The organism is Candidatus Vicinibacter affinis (genome assembly GCA_016714365.1).
GTDB classification, from domain to species: domain Bacteria; phylum Bacteroidota; class Bacteroidia; order Chitinophagales; family Saprospiraceae; genus Vicinibacter; species Vicinibacter affinis.
Genome location: JADJNH010000007.1, coordinates 241427 through 263023, shown reverse-complemented (window position 1 = coordinate 263023; position 21597 = coordinate 241427). Strand labels below are relative to the sequence as shown.

Sequence of the window (21597 nt, the reverse complement as noted above, 5' to 3'; positions counted from 1 at the left end):
AAAATTGGGTTACAAATGCAAATGTACTGAAATGAAATCTTTATGAACCACAGTAATATATTATAATAAAATATAATATGTTGTCATAAGATTGTATTTTTGATTCATGGATTGGGTCAGCGCAATTAAAGGTTTTCAAGCTTACTTAAAGCTTGAAAGGTCATTATCTTCTCATTCTTTGGATGCTTATTCAAGAGACGTAGCCAAGCTTTCCAGGTTTGTTGCGGAGGAGTTGGACCATAAAAGTCCGCTTAAAATCGAATTGCAGGATTTGATACAATTTATCTCTTGGCTTAATAAAGTTCAGTTGGACAGCAGATCACAGGCCAGAATCTTGTCCGGCGTCAGGGCTTTCTACAAATTTCTGTTGGTGGAGGATTTACTGAATGAGGATCCTACGGAATTATTGGAAGGTCCCCGTCAGGCTAAATATTTACCTGACTTTTTAAGTGTTGAAGAGATTGATATGGTCCTGCAGGCTGTAGATCTGAGTGTGGAAAGGGGGCACAGGGATCGGGCCATTCTGGAGACCCTTTATGCCTGCGGTTTGAGGGTAAGCGAATTGGTTAATTCAAAATGGTCAGACCTGATGGAAGACCTTGGTATCCTTAAGGTAATTGGAAAAGGCAATAAGGAAAGGCTGGTCCCAATCGGTGAACAGGCCTTGCATCAATTGATCCTCTACAGAGATTCTTACAGAAATAAACTTCCTGTTGTAAAAGGCTATGAGGACTTTATTTTTTTGAATAAATTTGGAAAGAAGTTATCCAGGATATCTGTATTTAATCTTGTGAAAGAATATGTATCCAAAGCTGGTATCCACAAAACGGTCAGTCCGCATACTTTCAGACATTCTTTTGCTACTCATCTTGTGGAAGGAGGCGCTGGCCTCCGGCTTGTGCAAGAAATGTTAGGGCACGAGTCGATCACCACTACAGAGATTTACACGCATCTTGACCTTCATTATCTCAGAGATACCATCATGCGGTTTCACCCAATGAATCAGAGAACAAAATTGGAAACAACATCTGCTGACTGATATATTATACCTGTTAAAAATTGAGCTACAGGCTTAATATGAATTGATCATTACCCACAACTCAATAAATAATACTTTTTATTACATGCAATTTTAACGATCGGCCTATCTTTGAGCCTAGTTTGACTGCACATAATTAATAATTACTTAAAATGAGCGATCCTTCGCATGGTGTCCAAAGGCTAAGTTTAGCGGGCGTTTTAATCACACTGGGGATTATTTTTGGGGATATTGGAACTTCGCCTCTTTATGTAATTCAGGCTATTTTGGATGATAGAGAGGTATCCAAGGAACTGATTTACGGGGGGATGTCTTGTGTTTTCTGGACCTTAATTTTAATCACCACCGGCAAGTATGTTATCCTGGCATTGAATGCGGATAATAAAGGAGAAGGAGGAATATTTGCACTTTACGCTCTTGTCAGAAGATATAAATCAAAATATGTTATTTACCCTGCTATTATTGGTTGTGCAACCTTGATAGCAGACGGATTCATCACACCGCCAATATCCATTTCTTCTGCAGTGGAGGGTATCAAAATGATATACCCCAATGCCCATATAAATACAGTGCCTATAGTTATAGGAATTATCATTGGACTCTTTGCCTTCCAACAAGTGGGAACACAGTTGGTCGGAAAGTTTTTCGGCCCAATAATGTTTACTTGGTTTAGTATGATTGGTTTCTTGGGTCTGCTCCAGATTATAGAGCATCCTCAAGTGCTGCAGGCGCTCAATCCTGTTTATGCAATAGAGCTTTTGGCTAAATATCCGGGTGGATTCTGGATTTTGGGTGCAGTCTTTTTATGTACCACCGGAGGTGAAGCTCTTTACTCTGATCTTGGGCATTGTGGCAAACAAAATGTTAGGATGAGTTGGAGCTTTGTTTTAATTGCTTTGTTATTAAGTTATTTTGGACAATCGGCTTATCTGATTTCTAATCATGAAGGACAAGTTATTGTAGACGCAGCAGGTCATCCAAATTTTAGGGTTTTCTTCGCGCTGATGCCACAATGGTTTTTACCATTTGGAGTAGGAATCGCTACACTTTCTACTGTTATAGCAAGTCAGGCATTAATTTCCGGAGTATTCACTTTAACAAATGAAGCAATGAAACTTCATTTGTGGTTTAGAATGAAAGTAAACTATCCTACCGATTTAAAGGGTCAGGTTTATATTCCCAGCATCAATTGGTTTCTGATGGTGGGATGTATTGTGGTGGTTTTAATTTTTAAAAAATCGGAGAATATGGAAGCGGCCTATGGTCTGGCCATAACGGTCGATATGATTATGACCACTTTATTGCTCGGATTTTTTTACAGAATAAAGTTCCATGCTTTTTATATTCCATTGGTGATAACCTTTCTCGTACTTTGTATAGAGTCAACTTTCCTGATTGCAAATCTGGATAAATTTGCACATGGTGGTTGGTTTTCTTTTTTAATTGCAGCAGGAGTTGCTACCATGGTTTTTGTTTTATACAATGCGCAAAAGATAAGGCAGAAACATACCATGTTTGTAGAGTTGAAAGACTATATACCTGTGTTGCAAGACTTGCAACACGATCTAACAATTCCCAAGGAATCCAGTCATTTGGTTTATCTCGCATTGGCTGATGACAAACGATTGATTGATTCAAACATCATGTATTCCATACTGCGAAAAAGACCTAAGCGAGCCGATGTTTACTGGTTTGTACATGTGGAAATCGGAGATGAACCTTATAGAAAATCATTCCACGTAGATACAATTGTTCCAAAAGAAATCTTTTTTATCCATTTGAAATTTGGATTCAAAGTTCCGCATAAGGTGAATGCGATGTTTTATGAAATTGTTGATCAAATGGTAGCCTCCGGAGAAGTAGATACGGTGAGCACTTATCCTTCTCTTAGGAAGCATCATTTACCTGCAGATTTTAAATTTTTATTACTTCGCACCAGAGTTTCAGCTGATACAGAACTCAATGCTTTTGAACGCTGGGTTGTGCAGAGTTATCGCATGATTAAGAAATTCAGCTTACCTGCGTTTGAAGATTTTGGTTTGGAAGTTTCCAATGTTGAAGAGGAAGTAGTTCCAATTCTCGTTGGTCCAAAAGCCGAGATGAAATTGAAAAGAGAAAACAGTTAATTTTTAGAATTTACTTTTGTTCGGTTTGAAATGGAGGGCATCTAATGACCATCTCCATTGCCAACACTAGAATTTCAAATGTCTTACCGTCTGGGCATTGGTGATGAGTTTCTTCAATGAATCAATTCCAATTTTTAGATGGGTGACTAAAAATTCTTCGGTAACTTTTTTATCGCTTTCTTCCGTTTTTACACCTTCCGGAACCATGGGCATATCGGAGACCAATAAAAGAGCTCCGGCCGGAATTCTGTTTTTAAAAGAGGCAATAAATATGGTGGCAGTTTCCATGTCGATGGCGAGTGCACGAAGTTCTGCTAAATATTTTTTAAAATCTTTACGATGTTCCCACACTCGTTTATTGGTCGTGTATACTGTTCCGGTCCAATAATCTTTTTCATATTCTCGAATCGTAGTGGAAATGGCTTTTTGCAAAGCGAATGCAGGCAAAGCAGGAACCTCTGGGGGTAAATAGTCATTGGATGTTCCTTCCCCACGAATAGCTGCAATGGGTAGTATGAGATCACCAATTTTATTTTTTTTAATTTTCAGGCCACCGCATTTACCCAGAAATAAAACGGCCTTGGGCATGATGGCTGTAAGCAGATCCACAACCGTTCCTGCATTAGGGCTTCCCATTCCAAAATTGATAATGGTGATATTATCTGCTGTGGCATTTTGCATCGGGCGGTCTTTTCCATTGATCTTAACCTTATGCCATTTTGCAAAAAGGTCAACATAATGACTGAAATTGACCAGGATGATGTAGGCTCCAAAATCCTTTAATGGGGTACCGGTATAACGGGGTAGCCAGTTTTCTACAATTTCCTGCTTGGTCTTCATTTGATAAAGATACTTATCAATTGGATTAAAAATAAATCCAGAAGAATTTATTACTGAACGGCATCCCCGCGAAGTTTGCGGAATCGTTGTCTTGCTTCAATGGCGAGTACGCTGCCGCTGTAGTCCAGGAATAATTTTTCATAAAGAGACATGGCTTTCTCCTTTTGGGACAATTGGTAATCATAAATTTTGGCAAGTTCAAACAAGGCATTGTCTGCCCTGATTTCCTCTTTATGATTTTCTATAATCTTATTGTATTTTTGGATGGCCTCTTCTGTTTTTTTCTGCTTGTTCAAGATGTTGGCCTGAAGATATAGTACATCATCCAGCAAACTGTTTTCCTTGTATTCAGAAAGTATACTGTCCAACATCACCATTGCTTCATCATATTTATTCTGAAACACTTTAAGCTCCGTCTGGGCGTAGTCAGATAAAGCCAATCCGAGGGTATCCTGATTGAGATTGTCCAGAATAAAGACTGACATATCAATGGCATCGTTGCTGATCAATCGGGTAGTGGCTTGTTTGAGAATGTCAAATTGCTCTTGTGCCCAATTGAAGTCACCGGCAAAATAGGAAAGTCTGGCATTCTTGAATCTCGCCAATTCACCGAGCTGATCCTCCTGAAAATCTTTATCTACTTGAGAATACAATAAGGTTGATTCCCATCGCTCTCCCTGAATCAAATAATAATCTGCCAAATCAAGTTTGGCCATTGCCTTTGTGTGTGGTTCTATTACCGGGTTTTTTACAATGGACAATAGAATTTCAATGGCTTTGTCTACATTGTTGAGATATCTTGCTTCGAGTTCCGCAAATTCAATCAATATGGGGGCAGCCAACCGACTCCCGCTGTATTCAAGGCTGAATTGTTGGTAATCTGCTTCCAGCGCTTTTAGATCAGTAACAGTGTAGTTATTTTGTTCTACAATTTGCTTGCGGCGGTTGATCAATAATTGTCTGTAGGCTTCCAAATAATAACCACCGGACTGACCTAGATTTTTTATATAACCATAACCATCAATGGCTGTTTTGTAATCGCCTTCGTTTGCGGCAATGTTGGCAATGTACATAACCCTGGAACCATTTTCGCCGGTCCTTTTGTCAAGGGCTTTTGCCTGCCTTAAAGCGTTCAAAAAATCTTTAGACTGGATAAAGGTCCACTGAAGTATTTCAATGATTGGAATAAAGTCGGGTTTGGATTCTAATTTTTCATAAAGAAGGGCTTGTAAATCTTTATGTTTATCCGGTTCCAGATAGGCTGCCAGAACATTTTGCAGGCTCATGGAATTAATACTTCCGTCTTCCAACCCATCAACATAGTACTTTAACATAGTCAGGGTCTCACCTTTCCTTCGATATAAATCTGCAAGGTTGTAGGTAAAATGAAACTGACCTTTCATCAGTTTTTCACCTTTTTCATAGGTGGCAATTGCCAGATCAAATTCAGATTGTTCGATAAATGCATTGGCAATCCGGTGGATACCGATTACATCTGCAGGAAGGTTGTCAATGGCATTTTTATACTGTTTTTCTGATTTTCCTGCTTCACCCCGCTTACTTAACATTTTGCCGTAAACGAAATACAAGTAGGAATCCTTTGGTCTACGGTTCAATTCTTTTTTTACCAGAGTTTCGGACTCTTCAGTTTTTCCCATCGCTTCCATGCAACTCAACAGATTGGAAAAATAAGATTCACTTTCCGGAAATTTCTGATAAAGAGTCTGGTACAGCACCGCTGCTTTCTCAAACTCACCGTCATTAAAATACTGTAAGGCAAGTCTTGGATCCTGAGCATCCATCATGCATGGAGACAGAAGTATAGCCAGACCAATTAAAAATCTCATGGTGTATAAACTGATTTATTGTAAAAATAGTTTTTGGAGCGGTATAAATTTGAACGGTAAAGATAAATACAAGAATCGGCTAATAAATAGCAAAGCTTTGCACAACTCTAACGTGCTGTAAAAACAACGGGCAATGTGTATTGAACCCTCACGGCTGATTGACCCTGAAGGCCAGGTGTCCATTTACGATTCATACCATTCATCAGTTCGATCACCCGCCGGGCTTCCTGACCGCAACCATCACCGATATCCTGTAGGATTTTAACATTGCTTACCGTCCCATTTTTCTCTACTATAAATTGCACCATGACGGTTCCTTCTGTTTTATTTTGGACAGCGAGATTGGGATATCTCAGGTTGGTTTTGAGGAAATCTCTCAGACTTTTTTCTGCACATTTTCTTCGTTCCGCATAACTGATATCCAGTTGCTCACATCCCGGGAATAAAGGCATGTGACTGACATATCGAAAGACTTCTTCAGATCCTGTTCCCGCCCCAACGGGCCCCGGTGATTCTTCCTTTCCAGCACTCTGGCCAGTTTCATTGCTGCTTTCTTCCACAGGTGGGGTTTCTTCTTTGACAACTTTTGGAGTTGAAGAAATACTTTTAGTTGGGTTCTTTTTTAAGGGAGATTTTGGTGGTTGAGATTTGGGTTTTTCGGATGGATTGGATTTTGTTCCTGAGGGTTCCGGTAAATTAAAATTTGGGGTTCCTATGGAGACTTCCCTCATCACTAAATCGGATTCTTTCAGCGGTTCTTCGTTGTCCCAAAGCTGTGCAATCTGTGGCCAATACAGGAAAAAAGCAATGAACAAGATGGCTATCAATATAGCTTTGGTCATGTGGCGGTTGTACCGGCGTCTCAGCAAATAGGCACCATATTGTTTGTTGCGATGTGCAAATACAATGTCGTCCATTTCGAGATTCGAGATCCTGGGTGAAATTTTATGCTCAAAATGGTTCATTACAAGGACTTAACGCAAAATAGAAGGGCTTCTTACCTAAAAATATTAATTTCTTATAATTGTTTCGGGTTCTCTTGATTTTCAGGAAAGCTGGAATTATAAAACCTAAAAAGCGCGATGGCAAGAATTACACCCAAAGTATTGGCCAACATGTCAAAATAATCAAAATTTCTCCCCAGCAGCATGGCTGCCTGAAATAACTCCATCAGCAACCCCAGACCAACCAAAGGAATACAGGTGCTGAGAAATAAATGCACCCCATAAATTTTGGAAGATCTTCCCAGTAAAAAGAAAAAGCAGGCATTTCCATAAAAGAATAGATGACCCAATTTATCTATTCCGACAAGGTCTTTGAAATTCAATTTGGGTAAACTATTGCTGGGAATCAGCGACAAAATCACAATGGCCACAGTAAATGACCATGCAATTTTTAATGAATATTTTCTGATTTTTAAAAAATGAACAAGCAAGGCAAAGTTTATTTGCCCAACAAGGATTTATAGGCCGCGGCATCCATTAAATCATCCATTTCTGATGGATTGGTTAATTGAATTTTTACAATCCATCCTTTTCCGAATGCATCTGAATTAATCAAAGTGGGATCGTTTCCTGCTTTCTCGTCCAGGTCTGGATTGAATTCAAGTATTTTACCACTTACCGGCATAAAAAGGTCTGAGGTAGTTTTTACGGCCTCTACAGTTCCAAAAATTTCATCCTTTGGAATTTCTTCACCAACGGTATCCACCTCGACATAAACGATGTCTCCTAATTCGGATTGGGCAAAATCAGATATGCCTACATAAGCAGCATCGCCTTCGACTCTGACCCATTCGTGTTCTTTGGTATAGCGGACATTTTCAGGAAATTGCATGATGGTTTTGTTTTAGTTTGAAGAATTTTGAATAAACTTTTGAATTTCCTCAGTGGTGAGGGATTTTGGTCTTTCCAGTGGTAAGTTAAGGGCTCTGTCCCAGCACAATTGTGCAAGTACACCCAGTGCACGGGATACGCCGAACATTACCGTATAGAAATTGTGTTCCTTGATGTTAAAATGCTCTAACAAAGCGCCTGAATGGGCATCCACATTTGGCCAAGGGTTTTTAATTTTACCAATGCTGCCGAGTATGGGTGGTACCACTTCGAAAACATTCCAGACAATTTTTACCATGGGATCATCCGCGCAGTATTCTGCAGCAAATTCTTTCTGTGCAGTAAATCTTGGATCCGGCATTCGCAACACGGCGTGGCCATAACCTGGAACTACGATTCCCTGGGCAAGTGTTTTCTTAACGTAGTCTGCAATTTGTTCTTTGGTAGGCTCATTGGTTCCCAAATCCCGGATCATGTCATAGATCCAATCCATCACTTCCTGATTGGCAAGACCATGCAGGGGACCTGCAAGAGCATTCATACCTGCTGATAGCGAAAGGTAAGGATCGCTCAAGGTGGAACCTACCAGGTGAACTGTATGAGCAGAGGCATTCCCGCCTTCATGGTCAGCATGAATGGTAAGGTATAACCTCATCAGATCTTTAAAAACAGGAGATTCAACTCCCATCATGTGGGCAAAATTCGCACTCCAGTCCATACTTCTGTCCGGATATAGGAATTCGCCTTTAAAAAATACTTTCCTGTAAATGTAGGCCGCCACAATAGGAACCCTGGAGATCAGGTTCATGGCATCCTCATACATATATTCCCAGTAGGAAGATTTGGATACACCCTCCTCATATTTATGAGCAAAAATACTGTCGCATTGCATGGCCATAATGGCGATGCTGAATTGAGTCATTGGGTGAATGCTGTTGTCCAGATGATCGATCGAGTGGATCACATGATCGGGAACCTCAGACCTTCTCATCCATTCACGGCTGAGCCATCTCACGTCGTCGTCTGTGGGAATCTCTCCTGTCATCATCAGCCAGAACAAACCTTCGGGAAGGGGTTCTTTAGCGCCATCAATGCATGGAAGCTTTTCTCTTAACTCAGGAATGGAATATCCCCTAAATCGGATGCCCTCCTGGGCGTCCAATGAAGAAGTCTCCCAAATCATGGATTTTATACCACGCATCCCTCCGTAAACCTGTTCGATTTGAACCTGGTCTATCACTTTGGTGCCGTGCTCCTTTAAAAGTGTCTTAATCTCTTCGGATGCAACGGTAAACTTTGCCTTAAATAACTCTTTTAGCCTGTCCATAGGACTCAATAATTCTGGTAAATCTATTTTCAAAAAAACGTCTGCAAAACTATAATTTTTTATTCCAAACCAAATAAATTTTGGTTCATTAACAAGATGTTAGCTCAGAGAGTTTAAAAAATCGCTAATTGGACTCATTTTTACCCGAAAGTCATATGTAGGTTAATGATTATTTAATCCCAGGTAGGAATCCATAAAAAAGCTAACTTTGCCCACCATTTAATATCAAAATCAGGTATTATGAACCTTCAAGGTATCTTACCCAAGCAGGCTTCAGTAGAGTCTTCCGGGGTTCAATGCAAGAAAACAGTCTTTGCCAACCTCAGCCCGGCCGAGTTAGTGCAAATCAGTTTGGACCGCCAGTTGGCAGTTTTAAGTGATCAGGGAGCGCTGGTGGTGAAAACCGGAAAATTTACAGGACGTTCACCGGAAGATAAGTTTACCGTTGACAATGAGATAACCCACCACAGTGTTGACTGGAACAAGTTCAACAAAGCCTTTCCGGAAGACAAATTTAACTTTCTCTATACAGACCTGGTTTCTTACCTGGAAGACAGAGATATCTTCGTTCAGGATAATTTTGCCTGTGCAGATCCTGAATATCGCATTGGGGTACGCGTCATCGCAGAGATCCCCTGGAGCGCGCAGTTTGCCGGCAACATGTTCATCAGACCCAAGGCAGGGGAATTAGATCATTTTGTACCGGATTGGACCATATATTGTGCGCCAGGATTTCACGCTGAGGTAGAACTTCACGGCACACGTCAGGAAAATTTCAGTATCATTGATTTCAAATCCAAAAGAATACTCATCGGGGGATCTGCTTATACCGGAGAAATCAAAAAATCCATTTTCACCATCCTTAATTTCATACTCCCTCATGACAAGGGTGTTTTGTCCATGCACTGTTCAGCCAACAAAGGCAAGGAAGGAGACACCACTATTTTCTTTGGCTTGAGTGGTACGGGGAAGACGACCTTGTCTGCAGATCCTGAGCGAAGTCTGATCGGCGATGATGAACATGGATGGAGTGACAAAGGCGTTTTTAATTTTGAAGGAGGATGTTATGCTAAATGCATAGACCTAACCGAAGAAAAAGAGCCGGATATCTACCGGGCCATTAAGCCCGAAGCCATACTGGAGAATATTGTATTTCACGAAGGCACCAACATACCCGATTTCAGCAAGGCACACATCACAGAAAATACCAGAGTATCCTATCCTCTGGGGCATATCAGAAATTCTTTGATCCCCTCCATAGGTGGCCATCCCAAAAACATCTTTTTTCTGACCTGTGATGCTTATGGCATTTTGCCTCCGATCTCCAGGCTTACCAAGGCTCAGGCCATGTACCATTTCATTTCCGGCTATACTGCAAAGGTAGCCGGGACTGAAGCCGGAGTTACGGAACCAAAGGCAACTTTCTCTGCCTGTTTTGGCGCTCCGTTTTTACCCCTTCATCCTACTTTTTATGCAGAGATGTTGGGAAATAAAATAGAAAAACACAATCCGCATATTTGGTTGATCAATACCGGTTGGACCGGTGGGCCCTATGGCGTTGGATCTAGAATGAAACTTTCCTATACCCGTGCCATGATCACCGCGGCACTGAAGGGTGAGTTGGATCATTTGTCCTACGACACCCACGGAATTTTTGGCTTGCATTATCCAAGCCATTGTCCGGGAGTGCCTGCAGAAGTTTTAAATCCACGAAACACCTGGACCGATCCTGCAGAGTATGACAGGAAAGCTACAGACCTTGCCAGAATGTTTGTGGAAAATTTCAGCAAATACAGCAGCAAGGCATCAGAAGAAATTCTAAATGCGGCTCCGAAGGTTTGATTAAGTCCTTTGATTCATTAATTGGGAATATTGCTTGTCCCGTGCAACTTACATTTATTCACTTTGATTACAGTGAGGTGGATTTAAGTTTTATTTGAGTTTTTATCAACTAGGATTTTTTTCAAATAAAATATTTTTTTTGTCCATTTAGGAAATTGATTTCACTCTTTAGGAAATGCAATATTTGCTAATTTTTATTAGGCCCTTTGATAGGTTCCTCCTGCGACAGTTTGTACAGAGTGGACCTCGGTAAATCATTTTTGGTAAGCCCGAATCCGGTACGGGAATATTTGCACATTGAATTTTTATATGAGTATCCATTCAGGATTGATTATGAGTTTGAATTGTTTAATCTGCAAGGTGTCCGCACATTCTACAAAGAGTTGGACAATTCCACCAGAACACATCAAGTACCCACAGAACAATTACCTGATGGCATGTATCTGTATCGGATTGTTTCGGAAGGCGTGACTTACCAGTCCGGCAAGATATTCAAAGGCTGAGTATTTTCTGTTTGGGTGCAAAGGAAGGAATCTTCTATCCCCAACAGTTTGCTTTAGTCAACTGGAAAAAATTACATTAGGCAAAGTACTCATGTATAAAGGCGCTGTCCCTCAATCATAATGTTGAAAATCAGGAGATTGTATTGTTTTGGTCATGATTTTTGATGCTTTCTAAGTATTTTTGCTTTTTAAGACAACCATCCATGAAATCCGGCCATAGCCTAAGTCACTGCTTGTTTTTTTTATTTTTGTTGATTTCCTGCAAACAAGGGAATCAATCCGGCCCTGCCGGCATTCGATTTACCAAATTGGAAGCGGGGCAGACGGGCATTTTGTTCAACAACAGCATTCAAGAAACCATAAACGAGAACATTTACTATTCTACTTATATGTTTAATGGTGGTGGAGTTGCCATAGCAGATTTCAACAACGATGGTAAGCAGGATTTGTACTTCACAGGAAATCAAGTGGCCGATAAACTCTACCTCAACAAGGGGGATTTTAGATTTGAAGATATTTCTGAGTCTTCAGGAATTTCAAAATTTAAAGGTTGGAAAAATGGCGTGAGTGTGGTAGATATCAATGCAGATGGATGGATGGACATTTATGTGTGCAGGGGAAATCATTTTCAGGACCCGATAGAAAATACAAATTTATTGTTCATCAATCAGGGCGATTTAACTTTTATCGAAAGCGCCGCAAGCTACGGGATAGAAAACAATGGTTACGCCATTGCCTCTGTTTTTTTTGACATGGACAACGATCATGATTTGGACCTGTATGTCACCAATCGTCCGGAGCGATTCAATAAAACTTTTGCACAGTTTGAAGCAGAGAAAAGTGTGAACAGTCCGCTTTCCCGACACCGTCTTTACCGCAATGAGGGGAATGGTAAATTTTCTGACATTTCATCTGCCGCAGGAATTCATCCCAATTTTGGTTACGGACTGAATGTAATTGCCGGAGATTTTAATCAGGATGGATTTCAGGATCTTTATGTCTGCAATGATTTCCGCTGGCCGGATTTTTATTTTGTCAATCAGAAAAACGGAACCTTTAAAGAATCCATCAATGAATTTTCCAATCACATTTCTTTCAGTTCGATGGGCGCCGATGCTGGTGATGTGAACAACGATGGACTGGAAGATCTCATGGTCCTGGAGATGAGACCGGAGGATTATAAACGGTCCAAGACTTCCATGCCGGCCATGAATCCTGCGGTGTACGATACGATGAGTCGGATGAACATGCATGTACAATACATGCACAACACCTTGCAATTAAATCGTGGCAACGGATTTTTCTCCGACATCGCACAGATGACGGGACTTGATAAGACAGATTGGTCCTGGTCACCTTTGATTGTTGATTTTGACCATGATGGTCTGCGCGACATTTACATCACCAATGGTTTCCGGCGAGACTTGAACGATCAGGATGGTGATAAAATCGTGGATGCACTTATTCAAAAGGGTGAAAAATTTAATACGGTGGAAGAATTGTTCAGTCACTTTCCTACGGTTAAAATTGTGAATTATATGTTTCACAATGATGGCAATCTACATTTCAAAAAAGTGATGAAGGAATGGGGAATGGATGAACCATCCTACTCCAACGGAGCAGCAGCCGGGGATCTGGACAACGATGGGGATGTGGATTTGGTGGTCAATAATCTGGATGGCACTCCTTTTGTTTATCGCAATGATTTGAAAGGTGATCAACATTATCTGAGGATTCAATGCGAAGGGCCCTCCACAAATGCACAAGGAATTGGCGCAAAAATAAATCTTCATATAAAAGAAAAAGTATTCGGTGCGGAAATGCGCACTACACGTGGATATCTCTCCAGCAGTGAAGCCTTTGTACATTTTGGTTTGGGAAATGAAAATTCTGTAGATCAGTTGGAGATCATTTGGCCTGATGGGCGGATGGAAAAATTGAAAAATGTTAAAGTGGACCAGGTATTAAAACTGAAGTATAAAAATGCCAAAGAAAAATTTACTTTCAATCATAATATTAAAAGTCTTTTTAAAGAAAAAACCATGGAGCTCATCCAACCTGTTTTTAAGCATCAGGAGAACGAGTTTAATGACTACCGCACACAAATACTCTTGCCACAACGCATGAGCAGACTGGGGCCATTTATGGCCGTCGGGGATGTAAATGCAGACGGTCGCGAAGATTTTTTTATTGGCGGTGCAAAAGGCCAGGCAGGAGCCTTGTATGTGCAGTCTGTTGATGGAAACTTTTCCCAAAGTTCTCAGCCGGCATTAGCAGCCGATCAGGCGTTTGAAGACATGGCTGCTTTATTTTTTGATGCCGATGGCGACATGGATCTGGATCTTTATGTAGTGTCAGGCGGTAGTGAATCTCCGGAAGGAAATGCTTATCAGGATAGATTGTATTTGAATAATGGAAAAGGGAACTTCAATGCCTCCAAAAATCTTCCTGCCATTTCATCCTCTGGTTCCTGTGTGGTGGCCGGAGATTTTGATGGGGACGGTGATCTGGATTTATTCAGGGCGGGGCGATTGGTACCCAACCAATATCCTATGGCTCCTGAAAGTTACATCCTGATCAATTCCGGAAATGGAAACTTCATGAATCGTACCCAGGAATTTGCACCCGGATTAAAAAAAGCAGGGATGATTACCAGTGCCGTGTGGTGTGATGTGAACGGTGATAAAAAAAATGAATTAGTGATTGCCGGTGAATGGATGCCCATACAGATATGGGAATTTTCAAATGGACAATTTCAATTGGCATCCGCTGAAAAATATCAGTTACAAAATACGGAAGGTTGGTGGAATAAGTTGGTGGCAGAAGACATAGATGGCGATGGTGATGTGGATTTGTTGTGTGGAAATCTGGGTGAAAATTATAAGTTTCATGCCTCACAGAAAAAACCTTTTTCTGTCTATGCAATGGATTTTGATGGAAATAAAACCATGGACATTGTGTTGGCAAAATTTGATGGTGACCGTATGGTACCTGTTCGAGGAAAGCAGTGCAGTTCTGAGCAAATGCCTTTCATCTCAAAAAAATTTCCCAGCTTTCATCAATATGCTGATGCAACTTTGGAGGAAATCTACGGAGACAATCTAAAAAAAGCCATGCATTTTCAGGCAAAGGAATTTAGTTCCATAATACTCATGAATCAAGGAGGAAAATTTGAGCGACTGCCATTGCCTGTGGAGGCACAATTTTCCGCGGTAAATGGCATAGTGACAGGAGATTTTGATGGGGACGGAAAGCAGGATGTGCTGCTTGCGGGAAATCAGTTTGATACAGAGGTAGAAACCACCCCGGCAGATGCGTCCATCGGATTGCTGCTGTTGCAAAAAAGTGGAAAATTTATACCACAGACGGTTTTGAATTCAGGTGTATTTCTAAAAAACAACGTACGCGATGTACAAAAAATTAAAGTGAATGGACAGGATATGATATTGGTTGCCAACAACCATGGTAACCTTCAGGTACTGGCTAAAAAAAATTAGAAAAATGATCAGGTTAAATACATTAATTATTTGTGCTTTGGTTACAGCTTTTGCAATGAGCATCTTCTCTTGCAACCAGAAAAAAAGCAGTTCCTCAGGCCCCTTATTTGAATTGGTGGATCCTCAAAAATCAGGTGTGTTGTTTGAGAATAAATTATTTGAATATGCAGAAGAGCATATTTTCAATTTCAATTATTTGTACAATGGCGCTGGAGTAGGATTGGGAGATATCAACAATGATGGTTTGCTGGATATTTATTTTACGGCCAATCGTGCCAAAGACAAACTTTATCTAAATAAAGGAAATTTTAAATTTGAGGACATCTCGGAATCTTCCGGTATTTCGGCTTTCAGTGGATGGCGAAGCGGGGTGGCCATGGCGGATGTAAACGGAGATGGCTTGCTGGATATTTATGTCTGTCGTGGAGGTTTTAAAAATGAACCAACCAATAATGCCAATCTGCTTTTTATAAATAAAGGCAACAATAAATTTTCTGAAGAAGGTTCGCGATATGGAATTGCGGATATAGGATTTTCGATAGCGGCCTCTTTCTTTGATTACGACAAGGACAATGATTTGGATTTGATCGTGACCAATCGTCCTGAAAAATTCTACCTGAACATCGATCAGGTTATGGAGGGAAAGAAGAATGGAAGTTTGCTGAGCAGAAATAATTTGTACCGCAACAACGGTGACAATACCTTCAGCATGGTTACGGAAGAAGCCGGTCTTACAGGAGGATTCGGTTATGGACTCAGCGTGACCACAGGAGATCTTGATCAGGATGGAGATGAGGATATTTACATTTCGAATGACTTTGTCGAAAACGATTACTACTATCAGAACCAGGGGAATGGAACTTTTAAAGAAGCCATCAAAGACATCGTTAGGCATACTGCTTATTATGCGATGGGAACAGATTTTGGAGATGTAAACAACGATGGTTGGGAAGATATTTTCAATGTGGAGATGCGTCCGGAGGATTATAAAAGGTCCAAGACATCCATGCCGGTCATGAATGCAAAACTTTTTGATACCATGGCCCTCAATAATATTCACATGCAGTACATGCACAATTGTCTTCAGCTAAACAATGGCAACGGTTCGTTTTCTGAGATTGCACAACTTGCAGGCATTGATCGTACGGATTGGTCCTGGGCAACTTTATTGTGTGATCTCGACAACGATCAGTATAAAGATATTTATGTTGCAAATGGAATAAAAAGGGACTTGTACAACCGTGATGCATACGGAAGCCTGATGTACGATTTGCAGCACAACAATATGAAAAAAACCACAGAGGAAATTATGCGAAATCTTCCCTCTGTAAAATCCGTCAATTATACTTTTAGAAACAATCACGATCTGACTTTTAGTAAAGTAATGAACGATTGGGGACTTAATCAACCAAGTCATTCCAACGGCGCGGCGGTGGGAGATCTGGACAATGACGGCAACCTTGATCTGGTGGTCAATAACATCGATGACCCTGCATTTATTTATAAAAACAACGGATCCGGAAAAAACTACCTGAGGGTTTCATGTGTGGGTCCTGAGAAAAATATTTCCGGTTATGGAGCGAAAGTAAAAATTAAATATGGAGATCAGATTCAGTACAGTGAAGTAAGAACTTCGCGTGGATATTTGTCCAGTTCAGAAGCTGTTGTTCATTTTGGAATGGGCGATGCAAGCATCATTGACGAACTTGTAATCACCTGGCCGGATGGCAAGGTGAATAAAATGGAAAAAGTAAAAGTCAATAAAACCATAGAAATAAAATACAGTGATGCCACCGGAGCAAGTACTCAGGAATCAATTGCAGTTAAACCATTATTTGCAGATAAAACAGCATTAATATCACCTCCATTTGTTCACCGGGAAAACGAATTCGATGATTATAAAGTCCAGATTTTATTGCCACATAGGATGAGCAGATTGGGGCCATTCATTTCAGTGGCAGACGTAAATAAAGATGGATTAGAAGATTTTTTTGTCGGCGGAGCTAAAGGCCAGGCAGGAGCGCTGTATTTGCAAACCACTTCCGGTGAATTTAAACTTATTTCTACATCAGCATTTGAAGCCGATAAAAATTACGAAGACATGTCTTCTTGTTTTTTTGATGCAGATCAGGATGGAGATAATGATTTATATGTTGTGTCCGGTGGTAGTGAGAATCCGGAGGGAAGTAATTATCAGGACCGTTTGTATTTGAATGATGGGAATGGGAAATTTAATAGATCGGTGAATGCCTTACCAAAAATCACTTCAAGCGGTTCCTGTGTGGTGGCAGAAGATTTTGATGGAGATGGTGATGTGGATATATTTAGAGGAGGAAGACAAATTCCACAGAAATATCCATTTGCACCCAGGAGTTATTTACTTGAAAATAAATCCGGTGGAAAATTCTCAGATGTGACAGAAACCAAAGCGCCCGATTTAATGTCGCCGGGGATGGTTACTACAGCAGTTTTTGCGGACCTTGATAAGGACAATAAAAAAGAATTGCTTGTTGCAGGTGAATGGATGCCGATTCAGATTTATAAAATCGATGCCGGACAATATAAATTGCAAGCTTCAGAAGTTTATGGGCTTTCCAATACTGAAGGTTGGTGGAACAGAATTGTGCCTGCAGATGTAGATGGCGATGGAGATCTGGATTTTGTCTGCGGCAATCTGGGCGAGAATTATAAATTTCATGCAAATGCTGAAAAACCTTTTCAGGTTTTCTGCAATGATTTTGATCAGAATGGAAGTTATGACATTGTGTTGGCAAAATACAACGGAACGGATATGGTACCGGTAAGAGGTAAACAATGTTCGCAGGAGCAGATGCCATTTATCAATCAAAAATATCCAAGCTTCAATGCATTTGCGGATGCCAAACTTAAAGATATTTACGGAGAAGGTCTTGAGAAAGGGCTGCATTTGAACGCCAGATATTTTAAGACAATTATATGGATGAACAACAACGGCAAATTTGAAAAGAAGGAGTTGCCTCATCAGGCACAATTCAGCACCGTCCAATCTGCCATTGTACTGGATCTTAATCAGGATCAAAAACCGGATATTATGGTTGCAGGGAATTTTTTCAATACAGAAGTGGAGACTACACGTGCAGATGCAGGAATCGGCTATTTGTTTTTTCAAAATCCGGATGGCACATGGAAAAATTTAACTTGCAGAGAATCCGGAGTGTTTCTTCCCTATGATGTTAAAGACATCAAAGCCATTAAGTCTGGAAACAAAACAGGCGTTTTAGTGGCAAGCAATAATGGAAAATTAATTTATTTGGAAAAATCTGAATAGGTGAATTGGAAGAAGTATAATATTTATGGAGGAAAAGAATTCACTATGAAGAGAAGTTTATTAATCTTTTTTTTGCTGTTCATTTTTGTTTTTATTTCTTGTTCCAATAATAAAGAAGAAACAACAAAAGAAAATTCTAAGGACAAACAATTATTTAGTCTTCTCGACCCCAGGGAGACCGGTGTAGATTTTAACAATAAGATTCTTCAGACGGATGAAGAGTACATCATTAATTTTAATTATATCTTCAATGGTGGTGGTGTTGCCATTGCAGATTTTGATCAGGATGGTTTGCAGGATCTCTATTTTGCAGGAAATCAAGTTTCAGATAGACTTTATCACAACAAAGGGGAGATGAAGTTTGAGGATCTTAGCGTTTCTTCTGGTATTGCAAAATTTCCCGGATGGAAAAATGGGGTCAGCATAGTGGACATCAATTCAGATGGTTATCCCGATATCTATGTATGCAGAGGAGGATTTAAAGATGATCCTGCAAAAAATAAAAACCTGTTATTCATCAATCAAAAAAATTTAAGCTTCACGGAAGAAGCAGAAAAGTATGGCATTGCCGATCCTGGTTTTTCGATCACCGCCAATTTCTTTGATATGGACAATGACCATGATCTCGATCTTTATGTGTCCAACAGACCGGAGAGATGGGAAATTGGAATAACAGATATTTTACGCTTTAAGTCTAGACCATATACAGAGGAAATGGCCAAGGTGACACACCAACTTTACCGAAATGAAGGGAATGGACAATTTACAAACATTACAAAGGATTGTGGTATTCAACCAACTTACAGTTATGGATTGAGTGTAACCGCTGGAGACATTAACAACGACGGTTTTCAGGATATTTATGTTGCCAATGATTTTATTGAAAATGATTATTTGTTTGTAAACAATGGCAAGGGTGGATTCAAAGAGGAGATCAGAGATCATTTTCCACACGTTTCATTTTATTCGATGGGTGCGGATTTTGGAGATCTTGATAATGATGGATTTGAAGAATTGTACACAGTTGAAATGAGGCCAGAAGATTATAAAAGATCTAAAACATCAATGCCTTTAATGAATGTATCTTTTTTCGATTCCATGTATGCACAAAATTTTCACAGGCAATATATGCACAACATGTTGCACTATAATTACGGCAATGGAAAATATGGTGATATTTCGCAGATAACCGGTATGGATAAGACTGATTGGAGTTGGGCTGCATTGATGAATGATTTGGACAATGATGGGTATAAAGATGTGTTCGTAAGTAATGGCTTTCGAATGGATGTGTACGACCGTGATGGCAATGAACGTCTTAAGCAAAGAGCAGAAAAAAATGCAGATAAGGGATTGAGACTGGAAGGCCCACAAAGCCTTTTTGAATTTTTGCCGGCTGTTAAATTAGCAGATTATGTTTATCAAAATCAAGGAGGTCTAAAGTTCGTCAACAAAATGAAGGATTGGGGATTGCGGGAGCCGAATTATTCTAATGGCGCAGCAATGGGTGATCTGGACAACGATGGGGATCTTGATCTGGTGATCAGCAACATTGATGAAGAAGCTTTTATATATCGAAACAATGAAGATGGAGATCATCCATATTTGAGAATACAATGTGAAGGCCCAGGTCAAAATAAAGCGGGGATTGGAGCCAGGATAAGCATTTGGACTTCTCATGGTATGCAGTTTGGTCAAATGAGAACCAGTAAGGGATATCTTTCAAGTTGTGAGCCATTTCTTCATTTTGGATTGGGGAATGCAAACAGAGTGGATCGAATAAAAGTAGTTTGGCCGGATGGAAAAGTTTCAGAATACAAGGATGTACAATCAAACCAAATTTTTAAAGTAAAATACAGTGATGCGTTGAATGATCAATCTGAAAAAATCCATTCAACTTTTCTTTTTTCAAATCTCACCAAGGATTTGTTAGACCATCCTTTTGTTCATCGTGAAAATTATTTTAATGATTATCGGTCTCAAATTCTATTGCCTCATAGACTCAGCAGACAGGGACCTTTCCTTGCCGTAAAGGATGTAAATATGGATGGACTGGAGGATTTCTATGTCGGTGGTGCAAAGGGGCAATCTGGGATATTGTATGTGCAGACTTTGGATGGAAAGTTTATTACCGGAAAAGTGAATGATTTTGAAATTGACAAAAATTTTGAAGACGTAGGTGGAGAATTTTTTGATGCTGATGGCGATGGCGATGTTGATTTGTATGTAATTTCTGGTGATACGGAAGCCAAGGAGGGCCCAGCTTATCAGGACAGACTTTATCTTAATGACGGAAAAGCTAATTTTCGTAAAGCAAAAAACTTACTTCCTGAAATTACTTCTTCCGGATCTTGTTTGGCGGTGACTGATTTTGATGGGGACGGCGATCTGGATATATTTAGAGGAGGCAGGACTATTCCAGATAAGTATCCATTTTCTCCAAAAAGCTATTTACTAGAAAATACAGGCAAAGGTCAATACAAGGATGTCACTTCTGAAAAGGCAACAGCACTTTTAAAGCTTGGGATGGTTACCTCCGCTGTATGGATGGATTTAAATAAGGACCAAATTCTTGAGTTGATTGTGGTGGGAGAGTGGATGCCCGTATCTGTATTTGAATGGAAGGACAAAAATTTAATTCCTGCCGATCCAAAAAAATATGGCTTTTCAAATACGGAAGGCTGGTGGAATAAAATTTTAGCTGAAGATTTAAACGGAGATGGCGAACTGGATTTGATTGGAGGTAATTTGGGAGAAAATTATAAGTTTCATGCTTCCGTTGAAAAGCCTTTTCAGGTTTATTGTGATGACTACGATCAGAATGGAAGTTATGATGTGTTTCTTGCAAAATATCAAGACAAGCTTATTGTTCCCGTTAGGGGTAAACAATGCGCATCTGAACAGCTTCCTTCGATAAGTAAAAAATTTCCAACCTTCAGATCTTTTGCTGATGCCGGAATCAATGATTTGTTACCCAAGGTTTCTGATAAGGGTATTTTACTGCAAGCAAAATTATTTAGTTCTGCATTTTTTATTAAAAAACAAAATGACTTTGAGCTATTGAAATTACCTGTTGAAGCTCAATTCACCCCTGTTCAATCCATTTTGGTGCAAGACTTAAATGGAGACGGGATTAAGGATATATTGGTAGCGGGTAATCAACTTCATTCAGAAATAGAAACTACACGAGCAGATGGCGGTATCGGTTGTCTTTTGATGCAAGACAAAAATAAGAAATGGGAAATTGTTCCTGCACACAAAAGTGGGATTTCAATTCCGTATGATGTGAAGGATATGAAATTATTGAATTTAAAAGGGAAAAAGCATTTAATAGTAGCATCCAATGCAGATTCATTAAGAATTTTTGAGGTAAGTATCCATTGACAGGTAATTTGAAATTATATTACTTTAATACAAGTAATATAACTGACGAT

The 21597-nt window shown here is 39.9% G+C and carries 13 protein-coding genes; 7 read left to right on the top strand and 6 right to left on the bottom strand.

The window, feature by feature from the left end; translation table 11 throughout:
* Positions 1 to 106 precede the first annotated feature (106 nt).
* Together IPJ53_15960 and IPJ53_15955 are read left to right on the top strand one after the other, a co-directional pair.
* Complete coding sequence (locus tag IPJ53_15960; GenBank protein ID MBK7800598.1) at positions 107 to 1039, top strand: tyrosine recombinase XerD; 933 nt, start codon at positions 107 to 109, stop codon at positions 1037 to 1039.
* 152 nt (positions 1040 to 1191) lie between these two features.
* On the top strand, positions 1192 to 3165 hold the full coding sequence (locus IPJ53_15955) for a KUP/HAK/KT family potassium transporter (GenBank protein MBK7800597.1): 1974 nt from the start codon (positions 1192 to 1194) through the stop codon (positions 3163 to 3165).
* A gap of 66 nt (positions 3166 to 3231) precedes the next feature.
* On the opposite strand, the gene IPJ53_15950 is transcribed toward IPJ53_15955, so the two are convergent.
* The 6 genes from IPJ53_15950 to IPJ53_15925 form a co-directional block, all read right to left on the bottom strand.
* Positions 3232 to 4005 (bottom strand): AMP nucleosidase, encoded by a 774-nt coding sequence (locus IPJ53_15950; GenBank protein MBK7800596.1) that lies wholly within the window; start codon positions 4003 to 4005, stop codon positions 3232 to 3234.
* A 50-nt stretch (positions 4006 to 4055) separates the two neighbouring features.
* Entirely contained in the window at positions 4056 to 5852 is a 1797-nt protein-coding gene (locus IPJ53_15945) for a tetratricopeptide repeat protein (GenBank protein MBK7800595.1), read from the bottom strand.
* A 107-nt stretch (positions 5853 to 5959) separates the two neighbouring features.
* Positions 5960 to 6817 (bottom strand): energy transducer TonB, encoded by an 858-nt coding sequence (locus tag IPJ53_15940; protein MBK7800594.1) that lies wholly within the window; start codon positions 6815 to 6817, stop codon positions 5960 to 5962.
* A gap of 53 nt (positions 6818 to 6870) precedes the next feature.
* Positions 6871 to 7287, bottom strand: coding sequence for a VanZ family protein (locus tag IPJ53_15935; GenBank protein MBK7800593.1), 417 nt, complete (start codon positions 7285 to 7287; stop codon positions 6871 to 6873).
* 8 nt (positions 7288 to 7295) lie between these two features.
* Positions 7296 to 7688: a glycine cleavage system protein GcvH gene (gene gcvH, locus IPJ53_15930; GenBank protein MBK7800592.1), complete on the bottom strand. Its 393-nt coding sequence runs from the start codon at positions 7686 to 7688 to the stop codon at positions 7296 to 7298.
* Between the two features lie 12 nt (positions 7689 to 7700).
* Positions 7701 to 9014 (bottom strand): citrate (Si)-synthase, eukaryotic, encoded by a 1314-nt coding sequence (locus IPJ53_15925; GenBank protein MBK7800591.1) that lies wholly within the window; start codon positions 9012 to 9014, stop codon positions 7701 to 7703.
* A 240-nt stretch (positions 9015 to 9254) separates the two neighbouring features.
* Between IPJ53_15925 and pckA the strand changes: the two genes are divergently transcribed.
* From pckA to IPJ53_15900, 5 genes are all read left to right on the top strand, one after another.
* Complete coding sequence (pckA, locus tag IPJ53_15920; protein MBK7800590.1) at positions 9255 to 10856, top strand: phosphoenolpyruvate carboxykinase (ATP); 1602 nt, start codon at positions 9255 to 9257, stop codon at positions 10854 to 10856.
* 206 nt (positions 10857 to 11062) lie between these two features.
* On the top strand, positions 11063 to 11359 hold the full coding sequence (locus IPJ53_15915; GenBank protein ID MBK7800589.1) for a T9SS type A sorting domain-containing protein: 297 nt from the start codon (positions 11063 to 11065) through the stop codon (positions 11357 to 11359).
* 203 nt (positions 11360 to 11562) lie between these two features.
* Positions 11563 to 14856, top strand: coding sequence for a VCBS repeat-containing protein (locus IPJ53_15910; GenBank protein MBK7800588.1), 3294 nt, complete (start codon positions 11563 to 11565; stop codon positions 14854 to 14856).
* Between the two features lie 4 nt (positions 14857 to 14860).
* A complete protein-coding gene (locus tag IPJ53_15905) occupies positions 14861 to 18163 on the top strand; it encodes a VCBS repeat-containing protein (GenBank protein ID MBK7800587.1) in 3303 nt (1100 codons plus the stop codon).
* Entirely contained in the window at positions 18164 to 21547 is a 3384-nt protein-coding gene (locus IPJ53_15900; GenBank protein MBK7800586.1) for a VCBS repeat-containing protein, read from the top strand.
* The last annotated feature ends 50 nt before the right edge of the window (positions 21548 to 21597 follow it).

What these genes read in the sequence shown, in the direction of transcription:
- IPJ53_15960 (MBK7800598.1), top strand. Translation starts at nt 107, where the DNA reads ATGGATTGGGTCAGCGCAATTAAAGGTTTTCAAGCTTACTTAAAGCTT.
- IPJ53_15955 (MBK7800597.1), top strand. Translation starts at nt 1,192, where the DNA reads ATGAGCGATCCTTCGCATGGTGTCCAAAGGCTAAGTTTAGCGGGCGTT.
- IPJ53_15950 (MBK7800596.1), bottom strand. Translation starts at nt 4,005, where the DNA reads ATGAAGACCAAGCAGGAAATTGTAGAAAACTGGCTACCCCGTTATACC.
- IPJ53_15945 (MBK7800595.1), bottom strand. Translation starts at nt 5,852, where the DNA reads ATGAGATTTTTAATTGGTCTGGCTATACTTCTGTCTCCATGCATGATG.
- IPJ53_15940 (MBK7800594.1), bottom strand. Translation starts at nt 6,817, where the DNA reads ATGAACCATTTTGAGCATAAAATTTCACCCAGGATCTCGAATCTCGAA.
- gcvH (MBK7800592.1), bottom strand. Translation starts at nt 7,688, where the DNA reads ATGCAATTTCCTGAAAATGTCCGCTATACCAAAGAACACGAATGGGTC.
- IPJ53_15925 (MBK7800591.1), bottom strand. Translation starts at nt 9,014, where the DNA reads ATGGACAGGCTAAAAGAGTTATTTAAGGCAAAGTTTACCGTTGCATCC.
- pckA (MBK7800590.1), top strand. Translation starts at nt 9,255, where the DNA reads ATGAACCTTCAAGGTATCTTACCCAAGCAGGCTTCAGTAGAGTCTTCC.
- IPJ53_15910 (MBK7800588.1), top strand. Translation starts at nt 11,563, where the DNA reads ATGAAATCCGGCCATAGCCTAAGTCACTGCTTGTTTTTTTTATTTTTG.
- IPJ53_15905 (MBK7800587.1), top strand. Translation starts at nt 14,861, where the DNA reads ATGATCAGGTTAAATACATTAATTATTTGTGCTTTGGTTACAGCTTTT.